Source organism: Thalassiella azotivora (assembly GCF_054781695.1).
Map to the genome: position 1 here is coordinate 33,276 of NZ_BAAGTX010000026.1, position 21,214 is coordinate 54,489.

Annotated in this window: 18 protein-coding genes; 12 read left to right on the forward strand and 6 right to left on the reverse strand. The window is 77.0% G+C overall.

Going from position 1 to position 21,214, the window contains the following annotated elements:
• The first annotated feature begins 130 nt into the window (after positions 1-130).
• The 9 genes from ACYVQV_RS16330 (at position 131) to ACYVQV_RS16370 (ending at position 8,798) form a co-directional block, all read left to right on the forward strand.
• Positions 131-2,152 carry a DAK2 domain-containing protein gene (locus tag ACYVQV_RS16330; RefSeq protein ID WP_461024372.1) on the forward strand — a complete coding sequence of 674 codons (2,022 nt, stop codon included), beginning with the start codon at positions 131-133 and terminating at the stop codon, positions 2,150-2,152.
• Positions 2,149-4,380, forward strand: coding sequence for an ATP-dependent DNA helicase RecG (recG, locus tag ACYVQV_RS16335; protein WP_461024373.1), 2,232 nt, complete (start codon positions 2,149-2,151; stop codon positions 4,378-4,380). The genes ACYVQV_RS16330 and recG overlap by 4 nt, the downstream gene beginning before the upstream one ends.
• Positions 4,381-4,430: 50 nt before the next feature.
• Positions 4,431-5,006: a 16S rRNA (guanine(966)-N(2))-methyltransferase RsmD gene (gene rsmD, locus ACYVQV_RS16340; RefSeq protein ID WP_461024374.1), complete on the forward strand. Its 576-nt coding sequence runs from the start codon at positions 4,431-4,433 to the stop codon at positions 5,004-5,006.
• A 175-nt stretch (positions 5,007-5,181) separates the two neighbouring features.
• Positions 5,182-5,667, forward strand: a complete 486-nt coding sequence (gene coaD / locus ACYVQV_RS16345; protein ID WP_461024375.1) for a pantetheine-phosphate adenylyltransferase — start codon at positions 5,182-5,184, stop codon at positions 5,665-5,667.
• Between the two features lie 150 nt (positions 5,668-5,817).
• Entirely contained in the window at positions 5,818-6,384 is a 567-nt protein-coding gene (locus tag ACYVQV_RS16350; protein ID WP_461024376.1) for a YceD family protein, read from the forward strand.
• Between the two features lie 3 nt (positions 6,385-6,387).
• Positions 6,388-6,591 carry a 50S ribosomal protein L32 gene (rpmF, locus tag ACYVQV_RS16355; RefSeq protein WP_461024377.1) on the forward strand — a complete coding sequence of 68 codons (204 nt, stop codon included), beginning with the start codon at positions 6,388-6,390 and terminating at the stop codon, positions 6,589-6,591.
• Between the two features lie 83 nt (positions 6,592-6,674).
• Positions 6,675-7,457 (forward strand): ribonuclease III, encoded by a 783-nt coding sequence (gene rnc, locus ACYVQV_RS16360; protein WP_461024390.1) that lies wholly within the window; start codon positions 6,675-6,677, stop codon positions 7,455-7,457.
• Positions 7,458-7,464: 7 nt separating this feature from the next.
• Positions 7,465-8,373 carry a bifunctional DNA-formamidopyrimidine glycosylase/DNA-(apurinic or apyrimidinic site) lyase gene (gene mutM / locus ACYVQV_RS16365; RefSeq protein ID WP_461024378.1) on the forward strand — a complete coding sequence of 303 codons (909 nt, stop codon included), beginning with the start codon at positions 7,465-7,467 and terminating at the stop codon, positions 8,371-8,373.
• A 56-nt stretch (positions 8,374-8,429) separates the two neighbouring features.
• A complete protein-coding gene (locus tag ACYVQV_RS16370; RefSeq protein ID WP_461024379.1) occupies positions 8,430-8,798 on the forward strand; it encodes an acylphosphatase in 369 nt (122 codons plus the stop codon).
• Positions 8,799-8,844: 46 nt separating this feature from the next.
• Here the strand turns inward: ACYVQV_RS16370 and ACYVQV_RS16375 are convergent, their stop codons facing one another.
• Entirely contained in the window at positions 8,845-9,771 is a 927-nt protein-coding gene (locus tag ACYVQV_RS16375; RefSeq protein ID WP_461024380.1) for a LysR family transcriptional regulator, read from the reverse strand.
• A 110-nt stretch (positions 9,772-9,881) separates the two neighbouring features.
• Here ACYVQV_RS16375 and ACYVQV_RS16380 point away from each other — a divergent pair, with 110 nt between their 5' ends.
• Positions 9,882-10,091, forward strand: a complete 210-nt coding sequence (locus ACYVQV_RS16380; protein WP_461024381.1) for a hypothetical protein — start codon at positions 9,882-9,884, stop codon at positions 10,089-10,091.
• 88 nt (positions 10,092-10,179) lie between these two features.
• On the forward strand, positions 10,180-10,803 hold the full coding sequence (locus ACYVQV_RS16385) for a response regulator (RefSeq protein WP_461024391.1): 624 nt from the start codon (positions 10,180-10,182) through the stop codon (positions 10,801-10,803).
• 18 nt (positions 10,804-10,821) lie between these two features.
• Here ACYVQV_RS16385 and ACYVQV_RS16390 read toward each other — a convergent pair whose 3' ends face one another.
• Genes ACYVQV_RS16390 through ACYVQV_RS16410 form a run of 5 tightly spaced genes read right to left on the reverse strand, consistent with a single transcriptional unit; the run spans position 10,822 to position 18,492 of the window.
• The gene (locus tag ACYVQV_RS16390) at positions 10,822-12,213 is read right to left on the reverse strand and encodes a GAF domain-containing sensor histidine kinase (protein WP_461024382.1); all 1,392 of its coding nucleotides are present in this window, start codon (positions 12,211-12,213) and stop codon (positions 10,822-10,824) included.
• Between the two features lie 4 nt (positions 12,214-12,217).
• Complete coding sequence (gene cydC, locus ACYVQV_RS16395) at positions 12,218-14,062, reverse strand: thiol reductant ABC exporter subunit CydC (RefSeq protein ID WP_461024383.1); 1,845 nt, start codon at positions 14,060-14,062, stop codon at positions 12,218-12,220.
• A complete protein-coding gene (cydD, locus tag ACYVQV_RS16400) occupies positions 14,059-15,825 on the reverse strand; it encodes a thiol reductant ABC exporter subunit CydD (protein ID WP_461024384.1) in 1,767 nt (588 codons plus the stop codon). Before cydD ends, cydC begins: the two co-directional genes overlap by 4 nt.
• Positions 15,822-17,006 carry a cytochrome d ubiquinol oxidase subunit II gene (gene cydB, locus ACYVQV_RS16405; RefSeq protein WP_461024385.1) on the reverse strand — a complete coding sequence of 395 codons (1,185 nt, stop codon included), beginning with the start codon at positions 17,004-17,006 and terminating at the stop codon, positions 15,822-15,824. Before cydB ends, cydD begins: the two co-directional genes overlap by 4 nt.
• Positions 17,007-17,055: 49 nt before the next feature.
• Positions 17,056-18,492 carry a cytochrome ubiquinol oxidase subunit I gene (locus ACYVQV_RS16410; RefSeq protein ID WP_461024386.1) on the reverse strand — a complete coding sequence of 479 codons (1,437 nt, stop codon included), beginning with the start codon at positions 18,490-18,492 and terminating at the stop codon, positions 17,056-17,058.
• 235 nt (positions 18,493-18,727) lie between these two features.
• On the opposite strand from ACYVQV_RS16410, the gene smc reads away from it, so the two are divergent.
• Positions 18,728-21,214 (forward strand): chromosome segregation protein SMC (gene smc / locus ACYVQV_RS16415; RefSeq protein ID WP_461024387.1); only part of this gene is annotated, 2,487 nt, incomplete at its 3' end.

The following is a 21,214-nucleotide window of genomic DNA, read 5'->3' on the forward strand; positions in this document are numbered from 1 at the left end:
CCTGATCTGGTGGATGACGCAAGAAGGCCCTCGTCGGGCAACCGCACCAGGGTAGCCGAGACGTCGCGTCGTCCCCAAAACGGGCTTGTTAGCCTGCCCGACCACGGGTCGGATCCGACCCTCTCACGAGGTGACCGCACTGGTCGGGACGGAGGCGCGGGTGGGCGCGGGGACCGTCGGGCCGACCGCCGGGCCCGGGGCCGGTGACGGCGCACCCGCCGGGCTGGACGGGGGCACGGCGCGGCGCTGGCTCGCGCTCGCGGAGGCGGCGCTGCGCGCCGACCGCCAGGCCCTCGACGCGCTCAACGTCTACCCGGTGCCGGACGGCGACACCGGGACGAACCTGCACCTGACCCTCGCCCAGGCCGGCGCCGACGTCGAGGCGCTGCCCGCCGACGAGCCGCTGGGGCGCGTGTGCGACGTGCTGGCGCGCTCGGCCCTGCTCGGGGCGCGCGGCAACTCGGGGATCATCACCAGCCAGCTCCTGCGCGGCTGGGCCGACGAGATGGCCGGCAAGTCGGTCGCCACCGCCGACGACGTGGTCGCCGCCCTGCGGCGGGCGGACCGGATGGCGTGGTCCGCCGTGGAGGTCCCGGTCGAGGGGACGATGCTCTCCGTCACCCGCGCCGCGGCCGAGGCGGCGGCGCGCGCCGGGGACGCGGATCCTGGCGGTGACGGCGCCGTGGCGCGGATCCTGCAGGAGGTGGTCGCCGCGGCCCACGACGCCCTGCTGCGGACCCCCGAGCAGCTGCCGGTGCTGGCCCGGGCGGGTGTGGTCGATGCCGGCGGCGCCGGGGTCCTGCTGGTGCTCTCGGCCCTGCTGTCCTCGGTCGACGACGAGCCCGTGCCGCGGGTGTCGGACCTCGTGGACGTCCCCGCGTCCGTGCCGCAGATCGGTGGCGCCGGCGGTGAGGACGGCGGTGACGACGGCGGTGACGACGGCACCGCCGAGGGCGACGGGGCCGACGGCGGCGGTGGGCCGCATCCCGCCGCCCCCGGCCCTCGGGAGACCGCCGCGCCGACGGCGGGGGAGGAGGCGCTGCCGGCGTGCCCGGCGACCGGTGCGCCCGCCGGCGGGGCGGCCGGCGGCCGGGCGGTGCCGCAGCACGCGCCCCACCGACCCGGTCACGGGGGGCCGGGCTACGAGGTCATGTACCTGCTGCACGCCGACGAGTCGGCGGTGGCCCGGCTGCGCGGCCGGCTGGCGGCGCTCGGCGACAGCCTCGTCGTCGTCGGCGGCGGCGACCTGTGGCACGTCCACGTGCACTGCGACGACCCGGGTGCGGCCGTCGAGGCCGGGGTGCGGGCCGGCCGGCCGTCGACGATCCGGATCACCCACTTCGAGAGCCAGGCCCTGGCGCGCGCCGGCCGCCCCGCCGAGCCGGTGGACGACGACGGCCGAGCCGCCCCCCGGACCGCCGGCGGACCCGCCCGACCCGGGCCGGCGGCCGAGCCCGCCGGCGGGCCGTCGCGGGTCGACGACGCGCACGAGCGGCTGGGTGTCGTGGCGTGGGCGGCCGGTCCGGGCCTGGCGGCCGTCTTCCACGCCGCGGGGGTCGTCCCCGTGCAGGCACCGGCCGGGCGGCGCGCGTCGACCGGGGAGGTGCTGGAGGCGGTGCGCGCCACCGGCTGCCGGTCGGTGGTGGTCCTGCCGAACGACCCCGACACGCTGGCGGTCGCGCGGGCCGCGGCGGCCACCGCCCGCCAGGAGGGGCTGCGCGTCACCGTCGTCCCGACCCGCGCCCAGGTCCAGGGCCTGGCCGCGGCCGCCGTGCACGACGCCGGGGCCGACCACGAGCAGGACGTCGCGGCGATGTCGGCGGCCGCGGGGGCGACGCGCCACGGCGCCGTCACCGTCGCCGTCCGGGACGCGATCACCATGGCCGGCCCCTGCCGCGTCGGCGACGTCCTCGGCGTCGTGGACGGCGACTTCGCCATCGTCGGCGGTGACCTGCCGTCGGTCGCCGTCGAGGTCACCCGGCGCCTGCTGTCCGGTGGCGGTGAGATCGTCACCCTCGTGACCGGGGCAGGCGGCGCGGACCCGGCGGTGGCGGCCGTGCGGGCCGCGGTCCGCCGCGACAACCCGGCGGTGGAGGTGGTCGTCGTCGACGGCGGGCAGCCCCGGTACCCGCTGCTGGTGGGCGTGGAGTGAGCGCCGCGGTGGAGCAGGCCGGTGGACGCCTGGCCCGGCCGTTGCGCGCGGAGCTCGGCGACCGGACCGCCAAGGCCCTGGCCAAGCACCTCGACCTGCACACCGTCGGCGACCTGCTGCGGCACCTGCCGCGGCGCTACGCCACCGGCGCGGAGCTCACCGACCTGCGCTCGCTGACGGTCGGCGAGTACGCGACCGTGCTGGCGGAGGTCGTCTCGTTCGACTCCCGGCCGATGCGCAACCGGCCGGGTGTGCTGTGCGACGTCGTCGTCACCGACGGCCGGGACGAGCTGAGGCTGGCGTTCTTCGCCCGCCGCCGCGGGCTGGACGACTACTGGCGCCGCCAGCTCCCCGGGGGCCAGCGTGCGCTGTTCGCCGGGAAGGTCGACGCGTACCGCGGGCGGTTGCAGCTGGTGAACCCGGAGTTCGACCCGCTGCCGGACGAGGTGGGGGAGGACGAGGCCCGGGAGCGGGCGACGGCGATCGTCCCGATCTACCCGGCGTCGGCCGCCGTGCCCACCTGGAAGGTCCGCCAGTGCGTCGCCACGGTGATGGCGACGCTGCGCGAGGAGGAGGTCCCCGACCCCGTCCCCGGGCCGGTCCTGGCCGAGCGCGGGCTGCCGCCGGCGGCCGAGGCCCTGCGGCTCGCGCACGAGCCGCAGGACGAGGAGGAGTGGCGGCGCGCGCGCCGGCGGTTCACCTTCGAGGAGGCGTTCGTCCTGCAGGCGGCCCTGGCACGTCGTCGGGCCGCCGCCGCGGCGCTGCCGGCGACGGCGCGGTCGGCGCGCGAGGGAGGACTGCTGGCCGCGTTCGACGCGCGGCTGCCGTTCGAGCTCACCGCCGGGCAGCGCGCGGTGGGCGAGCAGATCGCCGACGAGCTGGCGGCCGAGCACCCGATGCACCGCCTGCTGCAGGGGGAGGTCGGCTCGGGCAAGACCCTCGTCGCGCTGCGGGCGATGCTGACCGTCGTGGACGCCGGCGGGCAGGCCGCGCTGCTGGCGCCGACGGAGGTGCTCGCCGTCCAGCACCACCGCTCGATCACCGGGATGCTCGGCGACCTCGCCGCCGGAGGCATGCTGGGCGGGGCGCCGGAGGCGACCCGGGTCGCGCTGCTGACGGGGTCCCAGCCCGCGGCCGCCCGCAGGGCCGCCCTGCTGGACGTCGCCAGCGGCCAGGCGGGCATCGTGGTCGGCACGCACGCGCTGCTGCAGGAGAGGGTGGAGTTCGCCGACCTCGGCCTCGTCGTCGTCGACGAGCAGCACCGGTTCGGGGTCGAGCAGCGGGACGCCCTGCGCGCCAAGGCGTCGCGGACACCGCACCTGCTGGTGATGACCGCGACCCCGATCCCCCGCACCGTGGCCATGACGGTGTTCGGTGACCTCGAGACGTCGGTGCTGGACGAGCTGCCCCGGGGCCGCCAGCCGATCACCACCCACGTCGTCCCGGCCGGCAACCCGCGGTGGGTGACGCGGACGTGGGAGCGGCTGCGCGAGGAGGTGGACGCCGGTCGGCAGGCGTTCGTCGTCTGCCCCCGGATCGGTGACGACGACGAGGACGCCGACGCGGCCGAGGACGCCGGTGCCGGTGCCGGGCCGGCGGACGGCGACCGCCCGCCACCGGCGTCGGCGGTCGGGACGTGGGCCGCGCTGCAGGAGGAGCACGCCCTGCGCGGCGTGCGCGTCGGGCTGCTGCACGGGCGGCTGCCCGCCGACGAGAAGGACGCGGTCATGCGCGCCTTCGCCGCGGGCGAGGTCGACGTCCTCGTGGCCACCACCGTCGTCGAGGTCGGGGTCGACGTCCCGAACGCCACCGGGATGGTCGTGCTGGACGCCGACCGGTTCGGGGTCTCCCAGCTGCACCAGCTGCGCGGCCGGGTCGGGCGCGGGCAGCACGCCGGGGTGTGCCTGCTCGTCACCCACGCCGAGCCCGACGGCCCGGCGGGTCGGCGCCTGGCGGCCGTCGCGGCCACGCTCGACGGGTTCGAGCTGTCGCAGGTCGACCTCGAGGCCCGCCGGGAGGGCGACGTCCTCGGTGCGCGGCAGAGCGGCGCGCGCTCCTCGCTGCGGCTGCTGCGGGTGCTGCGCGACGCCGACGTCATCGCGGACGCCCGGGCCGCGGCCTCCGCCGTCGTCGCCGGGGACCCCGACCTGGCCGGCCACCCGGCGCTCGCCGCGGCGATGGAGCTGCTCCTGGACCCCGAGCGCGAGGAGTACCTCGAGCGCGGCTGACCGGCGGTGACCCGCCACCTGCGGACACCGGCATCGGCGATGATCGTCACGTGACGCGCATCGTGGCCGGGGCCGCCCGGGGCAGGACCCTCGTCGTCCCGCGCGGGGACGCCACCCGCCCGACGTCCGACCGCGTGCGCGAGGCGCTGTTCTCCCGGCTCGAGCACGAGGGCGTCGTCGCCGGCGCCCGGGTGCTCGACCTGTTCGCGGGGTCGGGCGCGCTGGGCCTGGAGGCCGCCAGCCGCGGAGCCGCCCACGTGCTGCTCGTGGAGCAGGCGAGACCCGCGCTGACGGCCCTGCGGCGCAACGTCGACGCCCTGGGCCTGGACGGCGTGCAGGTCGTCGGGTCGCCGGTCGAGCGGCACCTGGCGGCGACCCCCCTGGAGCCCTACGACCTGGTCCTGGCCGACCCTCCCTACCCGCTCGCCGAGGACGCCCTCGCCACGGTGCTGGGCGCGCTCGTCGAGCACGAGTGGCTCGCCGAGGGCGCCGTCGTGGTGGTGGAGCGCAGCGCCCGCGGCCCCGAGCCCGGCTGGCCGGCGGGGCTCGTGCGCTTCGACGAGCGGCGCTACGGCGAGACGGTCCTCTGGTTCGCCGAGCCGCTGTCCGACCCCGGGGTCGCCTGACCGCCCCGCCACCAGGTCCGCCTGCCGTCAGGGCCGCCGTCCGGCCTCGGCCGACCCAGCCGTCGGGCCGCCGTCCGGGCGCCGCGGCGGCGCCGGAGCCCGCGCCGGTACGTTGACCCGCGTGGACAGCACGCCCGCGACCCCTGTCAGCCACCCCCCGGCACCGTCGGTCCCCGTGCGCACGGTCGTGTGCCCCGGCTCCTACGACCCGGTCACCGAGGGGCACCTCGACGTCATCCGGCGCGCGGCCGCCCTGTTCGACGAGGTCGTCGTCGCGGTGATGGTCAACCCCGCCAAGCGGGGTGCGTTCGACCCGCCCGCCCGTCGGCGCCTCATCGAGGAGTCGCTCGGCGGCCTGCCCCGGGTGCGCGTCGACACGGTGGACGGCGGGCTGCTCGTGGACTACTGCCGCCGGATCGGTGCGGGGGCCGTCGTCAAGGGCCTGCGCGGGGGCACGGACTTCGCCTACGAGCTGCCGATGGCGCTGATGAACAAGCACCTGACGGGGCTGGAGACGGTCTTCGTGCCCGGCGACCCCGCGCTGGGCCACGTGTCGTCCTCGCTGGTGAAGGAGGTCGCCGGGCACGGGGCGGACGTCACCGGCCTGGTGCCGGAACCGGTCCGCCGCGCCCTGCTGGCCCGCGCGGAGCCGCCCGCCTGAGCGGCCGGGGCGGGCCGCGCCGTTTGGGCCGCCGAGAGGCGCTGGGCTACCCTGTCCTGTCGGCCTCGTCGCGTCGCGTCGGGGCCGAGGTCGTGCGTGCCCTCACCGGGCACGCCCGGCGCGCCGGAGGAACGCAGCAGTGGAGGAGCCGTGACCGCGCTCGACCCGCGCTCGCCGCTCGTGCTCGACACGCACGAGCTCGGGCGCCGTCCGGGCTCGATGCGGACGCTGCAGCGCACCGTCGCCGCGCCGGAGGACCTCGGCACCGAGGTGATCGGCGTCCCGTCCGGATCCGATCTCGAGCTGGACCTCCGGCTCGAGGCGGTGATGGAGGGTGTGCTCGTGTCGGGAACGGCACGGGCCCGGGCCGTCGGGGAGTGCGTGCGGTGCCTGGAGGACGTCGAGCAACCGGTCGACGTGACGTTCCAGGAGCTGTTCGCCTACCCGGGCTCGCGGTCCCAGGCGCAGGTGTCCGAGGACGACGAGGACGTGCACGAGCTGGAGGGCGACCTGCTCGACCTCGAGCCCGTGCTGCGTGACGCGGTGGTGCTCGCGCTGCCGTTCAAGCCGGTGTGCTCCGAGGAGTGCCCCGGCCTGTGCCCCGAGTGCGGGGCCAGGCTGGCGGACGACCCGGGGCACCAGCACGAGAGCGTCGACCCGAGGTGGGCGGCGCTGCAGACGTTGGCCGCGCAGGAGCGCGACCAGGAGGAGAGCTGACCCGTGGCCGTCCCGAAGCGGAAGATGTCCCGTAGCAACACCCGCCACCGCCGCTCGCAGTGGAAGACCACCCCCACCACCCTGACCAGCGCGGTCGAGGGCGGCCAGGTCGTCCACGCGCGGCCCCACCACGCCCGCGTGGTGACCGACTCGCAGGGCACCCCCCTGTACCTGGAGTACAAGGGCCGCAAGGTCAAGGACCTCTGAGTCCGCTCGCGGGTGACGGACGACCCGTGACGCGACCCGCGCCCGCCGCAGCCCCGGACGGCACCGGGTCCGGCCTCGAGCCGTTGCTGCAGCGCCTCGTCGTCGACGTGGACGAGGCGCTGCTCCGGCGCGCCCTGACCCACCGCTCGTACGCGTACGAGAACGGGGGGCTGCCGACGAACGAGCGGCTCGAGTTCCTCGGCGACGCGGTGCTGGGGCTCGTCGTCACGGACGCGCTCTACCGGCGCCACCCGGACCTGCCCGAGGGGCGGCTCGCCAAGCTGCGGGCCGCCGTGGTCAACATGAAGGCGCTCGCGCAGGTCGCCCGCGGCCTCGACCTCGGGGCGCACGTCCTGCTCGGACGCGGTGAGGAGACCACCGGGGGGCGGGACAAGTCCTCGATCCTCGCCGACACGCTGGAGGCGGTCATCGGCGCCGCCTACCTCTCCCGGGGGCTGGACGCGGCCCGTGACCTCGTCCACCAGCTCGTCGACCCCCTGCTGGAGTCCTCCGCCGCCCTCGGCGCCGGCCTGGACTGGAAGACCAGCCTGCAGGAGCTGACCGCGCAGGTCGGCCTCGGCGTCCCCGAGTACGTCGTGGAGGAGGAGGGTCCCGACCACGCGAAGGTCTTCCACGCCAGCGCGGTCGTGGCCGCCGACGTCCGCGGTCGGGGCACCGGGCGCAGCAAGAAGGAGGCCGAGCAGCAGGCGGCCGCCCTGGCCTGGAAGACCCTGCGGTCCCTGCACGCCGCCGAGGTGGGCCCGGCTCCCGACGGCGTCCCGGTGGACGGCGTCGCGCTCGAGGCCGACCCGCCCGGCACCGACCCGCTCGACGCCGACCCGCTCGACGGGTCGTCCGGGGCCTGACCGGTCGGTGCCCGAGCTCCCCGAGGTCGAGGTCGTCCGCCGAGGCCTGCAGCGCTGGGTCGCCGGGCGGCGGCTGGACGGCGTCGTCGTGCACCACCCCCGGCCGGTCCGCCGCCACCTGGCCGGTCCCGCCGACTTCGCCGCCCGCCTCGGTGGCGCCCGCGTCGAGGACGTCGTCCGGCGCGGCAAGTACCTCTGGCTCGAGCTCGACACCGGCGAGGCCCTCCTCGCGCACCTGGGGATGAGCGGCCAGCTCCTCGTCGGCCCGCCGGGTGCCGACGGCCAGCGGCACCTGCGGGTGGGGCTGACGTTCGACGACGGCGGGCCCGACCTGCGGTTCGTCGACCAGCGCATGTTCGGTGGGCTGGCCGTCGTCCCGCTCGAGCCCACCGCCGACGGCCTGCCCGGCGGGACGGGTGGGGACGGCGTCCCCTCCAGGCCCCGCCTGCCGCACGAGGTGGCGCACATCGCCCGCGACCCGCTCGACCCGCACCTGGACGTCGACCTGCTCGTGGAGCGCACCCGCCGTCGCCGGACCGGCGTCAAGCGCGCCCTGCTCGACCAGACGCTGCTGTCGGGCGTCGGCAACATCTACGCCGACGAGGCGCTGTGGCGCACGCGGCTGCACTGGGCCCGACCCACCGACACGCTCACCCGGCCCACGGTCCGGGCCCTGCTCGCGCACGTGCAGGACGTGATGACCGACGCGCTCGCGGCGGGCGGCACGAGCTTCGACGACCTGTACGTCGACGTGAACGGCAGCAGCGGCTACTTCGACCGCTCGCTCGCGGTGTACGGCCAGGTCGGCCGCCCGTGCCCGCGGTGCGGTGCCCTCGTGCGGCGCGACCCGTTCATGAACAGGTCCTCGTTCACCTGCCCGCGGTGCCAGCCGCGACCGCGCAACGCCCGGTGGTGAGCGCTCCCGAGGGGGCCGGGTGGACCGCTGCCGCGTGGGTGCGTCACGGTGGTGGCGTGGACGCGCCCGATGAGCACGTGACGGACGTCGAGGAGCCGGACGGGCAGGAGCGCGACGACGGCAGCGAGCGCCTGTGCGCGTTCGTGCGCGGGCAGGTGCAGGGCGTGGGCTTCCGCTGGTGGGTCCGCAGCCGGGCCCTGGCGCTCGGGCTGCGCGGGTGGGCGCGGAACCTGCCCGACGGACGGGTCGAGGTGGTGGCCCAGGGGCGGCCGCAGGACGTGCGCGCCCTGCTCGACCTGCTGCAGGGCGGAGCGGGTGCCGCCTCGGGCGACGAGGGTGGCCCGCGCCGCCCGGGGCGGGTCGCGGGTGTCAGCCACCACCTGCTCGAGCCGGTGGCCCTGCCGGACGGCTTCGAGGAGCGCTGACCGCCGGGACCGGTGTCTGCCGAGCGCGCCGCCGGCCGCGGCGACCTCAGCGGCCCTCGCCCAGCGGGTCGACGACGCTGCGGATCCGCGCGACCGCCAGCTCGGTGATGAGCCGCGCGGGAGGTGAGAGCACCGCACCCTCGCGGTGGACGACGGCGATCGTCTCCTCGAGCCGCGGACGCAACGGCGCCCACCCGGCCTCGGGTGCGAGACGGGGAGCGAGCGCGCGGACCGTCCCGAGCGGCAGCACGGTGTCGACCAGCCCCCGGCCGACCAGCTCGACGGCCGTCTCGGCGTCCTCCACCTCGACCTTCGGGGTCACGGTCAGGCCCGCCTCCTGCAGGGCGGCGGACAGGGAGACGCGCAGGGAGTCCTGCGTGCGCCACGTCGTCTCGGTCAGCACCAGCGGGTTCTCGGTGAGCCGGCGCAGCGGCACCGGTGCCTGGACCCGCTCCCGGTCGGCGCTGACGTAGACGACCGGCTCGCGTGCCACCGGGCGGACGGCGAGGCCCGGCTCCGGCACCGGCAGCGCGATCATCGCCGCCTCCAGCCGGCCGCGGCGCAGCTCCTCGCGGACCTCCGCGGAGTTCTGGCCCACGAGCTCCACCCGGACCCCGGGGTGGCGCTCGAGCACGTCCGCGACGAGCTCGGCGCCCAGGTACAGGCGCGCCGTGCCGAACATGCCGAAGCGCACGGTGCCCGTCTCCAGGGCGGTGACGGCCGCGACCGCGCGCCGCGCGGCGTCCGCCTCCGCGAGCGCCCGCTCGGCGTGCGGTCGCAGGGCGAGCGCCGCCTCGGTCGGGACGACACCTCGTCCCGCGCGGGCGAACAGGGTCGCGCCGAGGGTCCGCTCGAGCAGCCGGATCTGCTCGGACAGCGACGGCTGCGCGACCCCGAGGTCGGCGGCCGCCGCGGTGAACGAGCCGTGTTCGCCGGCCGCCAGGAAGCACCGGAGCTGGTGGAGGGAGAGCATGAGGCCCAACCTATGGGATCGAGAGGAAGGACAGGATACCTCGATACATGGGACGTCTCGTAGACTGGGGGCACCGCCCGACCGGGCCCTGCGAACGAAGGAGGACGACCGTGTTCGACGTCTACTGCGAGCACTGCACCACCCGCCGGATGCTGTCCGTCTCCAGCGTGCGGGGACTGGTCAACGACGAGCTCGGCATCGTCGTGGTCTTCGAGTGCCCCTGCGGGCAGCTCGGCGCGTGGCGCACCGGGCGCAAGCACACCGAGCAGGCGGCGCCCGTGGTCGTCGCCCCCTCCCGCGGGGAGCTGGTCGACGCCTGAGCGCAGCGGCCGCACGGCCTGCCGGCACGGGTCCTGACGGCGACCGGCGGGCGCGCCCCGTAGCCTCGCGAGCGTGCCCGCCACCGTCCTGGTCGTCGACGACCACGAGGTCGTCCGCCGCGGGGTGGCCGACCTGGTGGACGCCGACCCCAGGCTGTCCGTCGTCGCCGAGGCCGCCGACTCGGCCGAGGCGGTCGTGCGCGCCGCCGCCGTCCGGCCCGACCTCGCCCTCGTCGACCTGAGGCTCCCGGACGGCGACGGCATCGGCCTCGTGCGACGGCTGCTCCACGACCAGCCCGACCTGCGCTGCGTCGTCCTCACCAGCTTCGACGACGACGCGGCCCGGCAGGAGGCCCTCGCCGCCGGTGCCAGCGCCTTCGTGCTCAAGTCCGTGCGGGCGCACGAGATCGTCGAGGTGCTCGCGCAGGTCGCCGGGGGGCGCCGCCTGCTCACCGAGCGCGCCCTGCGTCGGCAGCGGCACGGCGACGACCTCGTCGACCGGCTCACGCCCACCGAGCTGCGGGTGCTGGACCTGCTCGGTGAGGGACTGAGCAACCGCGAGATCGGCGAGCGTCTCGGCCTCGCCGAGAAGACGGTGAAGAACCACGTCACCTCCGTGCTCGGCAAGGGCGGCTTCCGCCGGCGCACCCAGGCCGTGGCCTGGGTGGCGTCCCGGCAGGCCACGAGCTGGCGCGCCCCGACCGACGGCTGACCCGCGCCCCGGCGCCCCTCAGCGGAGCGGCACGGTCAGGACCACCCTCGTTCCCGGGCGGTCGGTCACCCCGCCGGGACGTCCCGCGCAGCGGGGGCCGGCCCGGTCGGACGCGAGCGAGGGGACCACCGGCCCGACGACCAGCGAGCCGCCGTGCCGCCGTGCCCGCTCGGCCATCGTGAGCAGACCCGACCGGTGCGCCGGCTCCGCGGGGACGCCGACCCCGTCGTCGACGACCTCCACGCGGAGCGCCTCGTGGCCGGCCACCCGCGTGCTCGCCGCCCCGGCGTCCCCGCCCGCCTCGACCCCGCCCGCCTCGACCCCGCCCGCCTCGACCCCGCCCGCCTCGCCCCCCGCCGCCTCGCCCCCCGCGTACGGCGTGCTCGCGTCGACGTCGTCGACCTCGACGTCGACCTCGACCGCCACGTGCCGCGCAGCCGCGTGGCGGGCGACGTTCGACAGCGCCTCCCGGACGACGGCGGCGACGTCGAGCACCAGGTCCTCGTCCAGCACCAGCCCGCCCACCGCGGGCGACACCAGCAGGTCGGGCCCGAACCCGAGCACCCCGCGGGCCCGGGCGACCTCCCGGTGCAGCCGACCCGGCAGCGACACCGCGGCCGGGGCGCGCAGGCTGCTGATCGTCGTCCGGACCGCGGCGACCGCCTCGTCGACCCCGTGCTGCACCGCGCGGAGAGCCGCCGGGGTGAGGCGGGTCCCGCGCTGGGCGGCCTGCGCGAGCTGCTCCAGGCGCAGCCCGGTGGCGAACAGCTCCTGCACCACGAAGTCGTGCAGGTCACGGGCGATCGCGGCCCGCTGCTCCAGCAGCGCGGCGTCCGCCGAGCGCCGCCGGGACTCGGCGAGCGTCAGCGCGAGCGACGCCTGGCCGGCCACGGCAGCCGCCAGCGCCAGGTCGTCCCCCGTGAAGGGGTCGGCTCCGACCTGGCGCACGGCGAGCAGCGTCCCGAGGACCTGCCCGGCGGCGTCCAGGGGGACCCACATCCCCGGGCCGAACCGGCGCAGCTCGGGGACCCGCAGCCGCGGCTCCGTGGACAGGTCGCAGACCAGCAGACCGCGGTGCCGCTCCGCCGCCGTCCGCGACCGGCCGCCGCGGGGCATCCGCGTCCCGACCAGTCCGGCCGTCGCGCCGGCCGTCACCTCCACGAGCCACTGCCCGTCGGGTGCCGGGAGCACGAGCGCAGCCCCGTCGGCGGAGAGGACCTCCCGGGCGCGTTCGGCCAGCAGGCCCAGCGCGCGCTCGCCGGCGTCACCGTCCGCGCCGACGGCGTCGACCCCTGCGTCGCTACCCCCGCCCGCCGCCGTCCCGCCCGCGCCCCGTCCGTCGTCGTCGAGCAGTGCGGCGGTCACCTCCGCGACGACGCGCAGCACCTCCCGCGCGCGGCCGTCGTCCACCCGGTCAGGGTAGGGCGGGGGCTGCGGGGTGGCCGGGCCGCGGTGCCGGTGCTCCGGGGCACAGCGCTGGTTCCGCCGCGGGGGACGCGGGCCGGGCACTCGCGGAGCGGAGCCGCCCGTCGACCACCTCCAGGACGGTGTGGGCGGCGTCGAGGCCGTCGCTGCCGTGGGTGACCAGGACGACGATGCGGCCGGTCCGGCGGGCGAGCCCGGCCAGGTCGGCGACGAGCCGCGCGCCGGACGCCGCGTCGAGGTGCTCGGCGCCCTCGTCCACGAGCAGCACGGGTGCCGCCGTCAGCAGCGCGCGGGCCAACAGCAGCCGGCGCCGCTGGCCACCGGACAGGTCGTGACCACCGGAACCGACCGCGGTGCCCAGGCCCCGGGGGAGCCCCGTCACCCACGGGCCGAGTCCCACCGCGTCCAGGGCCCGTAGCAGCACCTCGTCCTCGACCGGCCCGGCGGCCACCCGCAGGTTCTCCCGCAGCGACGTGGCGAACACGTGCTCGTCCTCGGTGGTCAGGTGCACCCGCCGGCGGACGGTCTCGGCGGGCAGGTCGGCGAGGTCCCGGCCGTCGAGACGCACGGTGCCCTCCGTCGGTGGCAGGAGACCGGCCAGCGTCGTCAGCAGCGTGGACTTGCCCGAGCCGCTCGGACCGGTGACGACGACGCACTCGCCCGGTGCGAGCGACAGGTCCGCACCTCGGACGAGCGGCCGGTCGGGGGCCCACCCGCAGGAGAGCCCCGTCGCCGCGAGGCGGTGGCCCCGCACCACGCCCCAGGGATCCGCCGCGGGACCGTCCTGAGCCGTGGCGCCGGTGGTGTCGTGCTCCGACGGGCTCGCGGGAGGAAGGTCGGCGAGCTCGAGCACACGCTCGGCGGCCAGGGACCCGCGGACCAGCTCGACGGCGGCGGCTGGCAGGGCCGCGGTCGCCTCGAACGCGGCGAGCGGGACGAGAACGACGACCGTGAGCCAGACTCCGTCGAGCGCGCCGGCGGTTACCGGGCCGGCGCCGAGCAGCAGCGCCGCCACGACCGTCGCGCCGACGGCCAGCGCCTGCACCGCCGCCGCGACCGCGTGCGGTCGCGAGGCGGTGTCGAGGTGACGGGTGAGGTCGTCCTCGGCCCGGTCCAACCCGGCCCGGTGCCGGTCGACCGCCCCCGCGACCTCCAGCTCGGCGAGCCCGTCGAGCAGCGCCTGCGTGCGCACCGCCACGGCGGCGCGGGCGTCGGCCGCGCCGACGACGGCCCGGCGTGCGGCCCTCGCCGCCAGCGAGGGGGCGACGGCTCCCGCCACCAGCAGTCCTGCGGCCATCGGCAGCGCCGCCACCGGCAGGATCGCTGCCACGCCCGCGACCGAGGCGGTGCCGACGACGGCCGCCACCGCGAACGGCGCCAGACCCCGGACCACCGCGTCGCCGAGGGCGTCGACGTCCGTGCCGAGCCGGGCCAGCAGGTCGCCGCGACGCAACCGCGCCACCGCCCGCGGGTCCGCTGCGGCCAGCGACCGGTACACCTGCTCCCTCAGCCGCACCAGTCCCCGCAGCGCGACGTCGTGCGACATCAGCCGCTCGAGGTAGCGGAACACGCCGCGGCTGATGCCCAGGGCGCGGACGGCGACGACGGCGAGGGTCACCTCCACGATCGCCGGCTGGCGCGACGCCGTGGCGATCAGCCACGCGGACGTCGCGACCAGCGCGACTGCGCTGCCCAGCGCCAGCGACCCGGCGCCGACGGCGAGGACCACCGGCCGTGCGCGCAGGTCCAGCAGCGGCAGCGCCCGCACCAGCGGGTGCCGCGCCCACCGGGCCCGGAGTCCGCGGGAGCCCCGACGGCTCGCCGGCGCGCTCACCGCGCCGCTCCCGCGGCCGGCCGCAGCCCCTGGTCCGGCACCGCGTCCGGCACCGCGTCCGGCACCGCGTCCTGCACCGGCCCGACACGGGGGAGCGGCGCCGGGTGCACCTCGACGACGTCGTCCGCGACGGCGAGCAGCGCCGGCCGGTGGGCGACGACGAGCACCAGAAGGCCCTCCTCGGCCAGGGCCCTCACGGTGCCGGTGACGACCCGCTCGGTGTCGGCGTCCAGGTGCGCGGTGGGCTCGTCCAGCACCACGACCCTCGCACCGTCGGCGACCCGCACGAGGGCGCGGGCCAGGGCGAGCCGCTGCCGCTGGCCCGCGGACAGGCCCGTCCCGCCGGTCCCGAGCGGCGTCGCCCAGCCCGCGGGCAGGTCGGCGAGGACCTCCCCCAGCCCGACGCGGACGGCCACCTCGTCGAGCAGGGCGTCCGAGGCGTCCGGGGCGACCAGCCGGACGTTGTCGGCGACGGTGCCCGGGACGAGCACCGGCCGCTGCGGGACCCAGGCGACCTGGCGGCGCCACCAGGCGCGGTCCACCGTCGCGAGGTCCGTCCAGGAACCGCCGGCGTCCCCGAGCAGCACGCGCCCGGCGTCGCAGGGCCGCAGCCCCAGCAGCGCTGCCACCGCGGTGGACTTCCCGCCGCCGTTGGGGCCGACGAGCGCGGTCACCCGCCCGGTGCGCGCGGTCGCGGCGAGGCCGGCAGGTGCGACGACGGCCCGGTCCGGGTGCACGACGTCGACACCGTCCCACCGGACGGCGGTGACGCTGCCGGCGGGCCGGGCCGCGCCGTGCGGGCGGGACGCCGGCTGCTCGAGCACGTCGAGCGCCGCGGCCGCGGCGGCGATGCCGTCGGTGCTCGCGTGGAAGTGCTGCCCCACCATCCGCAGCGGCAGGTAGACCTCGGGGGCGAGCACGAGCACCGTCAGTGCGGTCCGCAGGTCCAGCTCGCCGCCGATCAGGCGCAGCCCGACGCCCACCGCCACGAGCGCCACCGCCAGGGTCGTGAACACCTCAAGCACCAGCCCGGACAGGAACGCCTGCCGCAGCACGACGTTCGTCGACCGGCGGTAGGCGTCACCCACGGCCCGTACCCGCTCCGCCTGGCGGCCGGCGCGTCCCAGGGCACGCAGCGTCGGCAGCCCCGCGACGAGGTCGAGCAGCTGGCTGCCGAGCTGCTGCATCCGGGCCAGCCGGGTGACCGCCAGCCGCTGCGTGCTCCACCCGACGAGGGCCATCAGCAGCGGCACGAGCGGGAGGGTGACCGCCATCAGCAGCGCCGACAGCGGGTCCTGGGAGAGGACCACGGCGAGCAGCGCCGGCGTCACCACCGCGGTCGCGAGGAGCTGCGGCAGGTAGCGGACCAGGTACCCGTCCAGCGCGTCCAGCCCGCGGGTCAGCAGCGTCGTCACCGCGGCGGCCCGGTCGCCGTCCAGGGCGGCCGGCCCCCGACGGGCCACGTGCGTGAGCACGGCGGACCGCAGCTCGGCGACGACGCGGGTCGCGGCGCGGTGGGCGTACCGGTCCTGCACCCACGCCACGACGGCGCGGGCCAGCAGCACCACGAGCAGGCCGAGGGCGGGGCCACGCACGGACGACGCGGGCTCGCCGTCCGCGACGACACCGGCGAGGGCGTCGGCCAGCAGCAGGGCCTGGACGACGACGAGGACCGCCACGGCGACCTGGCACGCCGCGGCGAGCACGACCCAGCGGCGCGCCGCCGAGGCGACGCGCAGCAGCCGGGGGTCGAGGGGCCTCACGGTCCGGCGGCGTCCGCGTCTGCGGCCGCGTCGCTGTCCGTGCCCGTGCCCGTGCCCGTGCCCGCGCCGGTGCTCGTGCCGGTCGCCGTGACCCGGGACCCCGCCCGCGGGCGGGGCACGTCGGCGGACGAGCCGCCCGCCCGGCGCGACCGGGCGGGCAGGCCGGTGGACGGGCCGATCGCCTCGACGGTCAGGCGCTTGCGGAACACCCAGTACGTCCAGCCCTGGTACAGCAGCACGAACGGGGTGAGCCCGACGGCGACCCACGTCATCACCGTCAGCGTGTACGGCGTCGACGACGCGTTGTCGATCGTCAGCGAGTAGGCCGCGTCGGTGGTCGACGGCATGACGTCGGGGAAGAGGCTGCCGAACAGCAGCACCACCGCCGCGACGATCGTGAGGCAGGTCGCCGCAAACGCCGCGCCCTCCAGCCGGGCGCGGGTCAGGCCGACGACGGCGACCAGGCTGCCGGCGGCGACCGCGACCGCCGCCCAGGTCCAGGGCTTGCCGTGCGCGAGCTGGGTCCAGACCGCGAACGCGCCGGCGACCAGCAGCACCGGCACCGCGAGCCGCTCGGCGAGCCGGCCGGCGTCCTCACGGACCTCGCCGCCGGTCTTCAGGGCGATGAAGACGGCACCGTGCAGCGCGAACAGGCCGAGCGTGGTGAGGCCGCCGAGCAGCGCGTACGGGGTCAGCAGCGTCAGCAGCGAACCGGTGAACTGCTTGTCCGCATCGATCGGGACGCCGGCCACGATGTTCGCGAAGGCCACGCCCCACAGCAGCGCGGGCACGTACGAGCCGACCACGATCGCGACGTCCGCGCGGGCCCGCCACCGCGGGTCGTCGACCTTCCCCCGCCACTCGAACGCGACCCCGCGCACGATCAGCGCCAGCAGGATCAGCAGCAGCGGCAGGTAGAAGCCGCTGAACAGCGTGGCGTACCACTCCGGGAAGGCGGCGAAGGTGGCGCCGCCCGCGACGAGCAGCCACACCTCGTTGCCGTCCCAGACCGGGCCGATGGTGTTGATCAGCACACGGCGGCGGCGGTCGTCGCGGCGTCCGGACCGGTCCCGGTCCAGCACCGGCAGCAGCATCCCGACGCCGAAGTCGAAGCCCTCCAGCACGAGGTAGCCGGTCCACAGCACGGCGATGAGCACGAACCAGATGACGGGAAGGTCCACGACGGGTCTCCTGCGCTTGCGGGCGGACCAGCGGTCCGGGGCGGGCGGGTCAGTACGCGAAGGCGAGCGGTGCGTCCTCGTCGTCGCCGAGGGGCTCCTCGGGTTCGACGTCCGGCAGGCCCTGGGCGGCGTAGCGCCGCATCAGCCCGAACCAGACGACGGCCAGGGCGCCGTACACGAGCGTGAAGGCGACGAGCGAGACCGCGACCAACCACGCCGGGTGCCCCGAGACGCCGTCTGCGGTGAGCAGCCACACGCCGTCCACGCCGGTGGGGTTCGGTGCGACCACCCACGGCTGCCGGCCCATCTCCGTGAAGACCCAGCCGAACGCGTTGGCCAGGAACGGGGCGGGGATCGCCCACAGCCCGAGCCGGGCCAGCCAGCGGTGCTGCGGCAGCCGGCCGCCGCGGGTCAGCCACAGCCCGGCCACGGCGAGCAGCGCGGACAGCACGCCGAACCCGATCATCAGCCGGAACGACCAGTACGTCACCGGCAGGACCGGCACGTAGTCGCCCTCGCCGAACTGCTCGGTGTAGCGCTCCTGCAGGTCCCGGACGCCCTCCAGGGTGGCGCCGGAGTCGCCGGTGGCCATCCACGACGTCAGGCCCGGGATCGTCACCTGGCGCACGTCGCAGCGGTTCTCGACGTCGCCGACCGCGAAGACCGAGAAGCCGGCCCCGGTCTCGGTGTCGCACAGCGCCTCGGCCGCCGCCATCTTCATCGGCTGCTGCGCGAACATCAGCTTGGCCTGGACGTCGCCGGACACCGCGACCCCGGCACCGGCGACCAGGACGGCCACCAGCCCGAGCAGGGTGGCGGACCGGAACGTGCGGGCGGTCTCCTCGTCGCCGCGTCGCGCGCTGCGGACCATCCACCACGTGGCCACGCCGGCCACGAACGTGCCGCCGACCAGCAGCGAGCCCATCACCGTGTGGGGGAAGGCCGCCAGGGTGGTGCTGTTCGTCAGCAGCGCCCAGATGCTCTCCAGCTCGGCGCGCCCGGTCTCCGGGTTGAACCGCACCCCGACCGGGTGCTGCATGAACGAGTTCGCCGCGAGGATGAAGTAGGCGCTGGCCCACGTCGCGACCGCGACCGCCCAGATGCACGCCAGGTGCACCGCGCGCGGCAGCCGGTCCCAGCCGAAGATCCACAGCCCGAGGAAGGTCGACTCGACGAAGAACGCCGCCAGGCCCTCGATCGCCAGGGGGGCGCCGAACACGTCGCCGACGAACCGCGAGTACTCGCTCCAGTTCATCCCGAACTGGAACTCCTGGACGATGCCGGTGACCACGCCGATGGCGAAGTTGATGAGCAGCAGCTTGCCGAAGAACCTCGTCAGCCGGAACCAGCGCAGGTCACCGGTGCGCAGCCACAGGGTCTGCATGATCGCCACGAGCGGCGCCAGGCCGATCGTCAGCGGGACGAACATGAAGTGGTAGACGGTCGTCACCCCGAACTGCAGGCGAGCCAGCTCCAGCGCGTCCATCCGGCGACCTCCGCGTCCCACGCGTGCGGCACCCCCGCACGACGACGGCCCCGCCACGGGGCCAGGACGAAGGCTAGGAACGGTCCGGCCGCCGCACCCGGGACCAAGGGCCCGGGTGGCCCGTGACCTCCGTCGCGTCGTGGCGCCCCGGCGCCGACCGGCTCGCCTGCGCAGCCGGGCGACCACGCGGCGTTAGGCTGGCCCGTCCTCGACCGGCCACCAGGAGCGAGCGCAGGTGCACCTCAAGACCCTCACGCTGAAGGGCTTCAAGTCCTTCGCCTCGGCGACCACCCTGCGGCTCGAGCCGGGGATCACCTGCGTCGTCGGCCCCAACGGCTCCGGCAAGTCCAACGTCGTCGACGCCCTGGCGTGGGTGATGGGCGAGCAGGGCGCCAAGAGCCTGCGCGGCGGCAAGATGGAGGACGTCATCTTCGCCGGCACCTCCGGCCGCCCGCCGCTGGGCCGCGCCGAGGTCTCCCTGACGATCGACAACACAGACGGCGCCCTGCCGATCGACTACACCGAGGTGACGATCACCCGGACGATGTTCCGCAGCGGGGGGTCGGAGTACTCGATCAACGGGTCGGCCGCGCGGCTGCTCGACGTCCAGGAGCTGCTGTCGGACTCCGGCATCGGCCGCGAGATGCACGTCATCGTCGGCCAGAACCAGCTCGACACCGTGCTGCGCGCGACCCCCGAGGACCGCCGCGGCTTCATCGAGGAGGCCGCCGGCGTCCTCAAGCACCGCAAGCGCAAGGAGAAGGCGCTGCGGAAGATCGACGCCATGCAGGCGAACCTCACCCGCCTGACCGACCTGACCAGCGAGATCCGCCGCCAGCTCGGCCCCCTCGGTCGGCAGGCGGAGGTGGCCCGCCGCGCCCAGGTCGTCCAGACCGACGTCCGCGACGCCCGCGCGCGCCTCCTCGCCGACGAGCTGGTCCAGCTCAGCGCGACCCTCGAGCAGGAGGTGGCCGACGAGACGGCGCTGCGCACCCGGCGCACGGAGGTCGAGGAGCGGCTCGCCGCCGCCCGCGCGGAGATCGCCGGCCTGGAGCGCGCCGCCGCGGAGGCGGCCCCGCGGCTGTCCGAGGCCGCGGACACCTGGTACCGGCTGTCGCAGCTGCGCGAGCGGCTGCGCGGTACCGCGTCGCTGGCCGCCGAGCGCACCCGCCTGCTCGGTGCCCCGGCCGACGAGCCCGACGGCGGACGCGACCCCGACGCCCTGGCCGCGCAGGCCGCACGCGTGCGCGACGAGGAGCGGGCCCTGGCCGGCGAGGTCGACCAGGCCCGTCAGGCCCTCGAGGACGCCGTGGGCGCCCGCGGCGGGACCGAGTCGGCGCTCGCGGAGGAGGAGCGGCGCGTCGCGACCCTGCTGCGCGCGGCCGCCGACCGCCGGGAGGGGCTGGCGCGGCTCGCCGGCCAGGTCGGGGCCCGCCGCAGCCGCGTCGAGGCCACCGAGGCGGAGATCGGCCGGCTGCACGAGGCCGTCGCCGAGGCGGAGCGCCGCGGCGCCGCCGCCCAGGAGGAGTTCGCCGCGCTCGAGTCGCAGGTCGCGGGGGTCGAGGAGGGCGAGGAGGGGCTGGACGCCGAGTACGAGGCGGCCACCGAGGCGCTCGACGCCGCGACCGCCGACGTCGAGCGCTGGCAGGAGGCCGAGCGCGCCGCCGAGCGCGACCGGGCCGGCGCCACCGCCCGCACCGAGGCGCTGGAGCTGGGGCTCACCCGCAAGGACGCCGCGGGCGCGCTGCTGGCCGCCGGCGAGCGGCTGTCGGGGGTGCTGGGGTCGGTGGCGGCGCTGCTGACGGTCCGCCCCGGCTACGAGGACGCCGTCGCGGCTGCCCTCGGGACCGCCGCCGACGCCGTGGCCGTCGAGTCCGTCGACGTCGCCGTGGACGCCGTCCGGCTGCTCAAGGAGGACGACGCGGGCCGCGCCGGCATCGTCGTCGCCGGGTCCGCGGGCGGCGCGGCGCCGTCCGCCGTGGACGTCACCACGCTCCCCACCGCGGCCGGCGACCAGGCCGTCGCCGCGGCGGACCTCGTCACGGACTCCGGGCCGGTCGGGCCCGCGGTGCGGGCGCTGCTCGCCACCACCGTCGTCGTCCCCGGACTGGCCGAGGCCCGGGCCGTCGTCTCCGCTCGTCCCGACCTCGTCGCCGTGACCACCGACGGGGACGTCCTGGGCGCCGCCCTCGTCCGCGGCGGGTCGTCGTCCCAGCCGTCGCTGCTGCACGTGCAGGCCGCGTACGAGGAGGCCGTCGCCGGTGCCGAGCAGGCAGCCCACCGCGCGGAGGAGGCACGGTTCGCCCTGCAGCGCGCCCGGGCCGCCCGCGAGGAGGCGCAGCAGCGCGTCGACGCCGCCGTCGAGCGGCTGCACGAGTCGGACGCCCGCCTCGCCGCCGTCGCCGAGCAGCTCGGCCAGCTGGGCTCGGCGGCCCGCTCCGCGCGGGCGGAGGCCGAGCGGCTGGGGTCCCAGCTCGCCAAGGCCACGGAGGCGCTCGCCGCCGACACCGGTGCGCTCGCCGAGCTCGAGGAGAGGTTGCACGCCGCCGAGGAGGGCCCGCAGGACGACGAGCCCGACACCGCCGAGCGCGACCGCCTGGCCGCGGCCGCCGCAGCCGCCCGCTCCACCGAGATGGAGGCGCGGCTGGCCCTGCGCACGGGCGAGGAGCGGCTGCGCGCGCTGACCGGACGGGCCGAGTCGCTGGAGCGCGCCGCCGCCCAC

Bases quoted from the DNA above. Each gene is read 5' to 3' on its own strand.
- ACYVQV_RS16375 (WP_461024380.1), bottom strand. From the start codon at position 9,771: ATGCTCTCCCTCCACCAGCTCCGGTGCTTCCTGGCGGCCGGCGAACAC.
- ACYVQV_RS16410 (WP_461024386.1), bottom strand. From the start codon at position 18,492: ATGGACGCGCTGGAGCTGGCTCGCCTGCAGTTCGGGGTGACGACCGTC.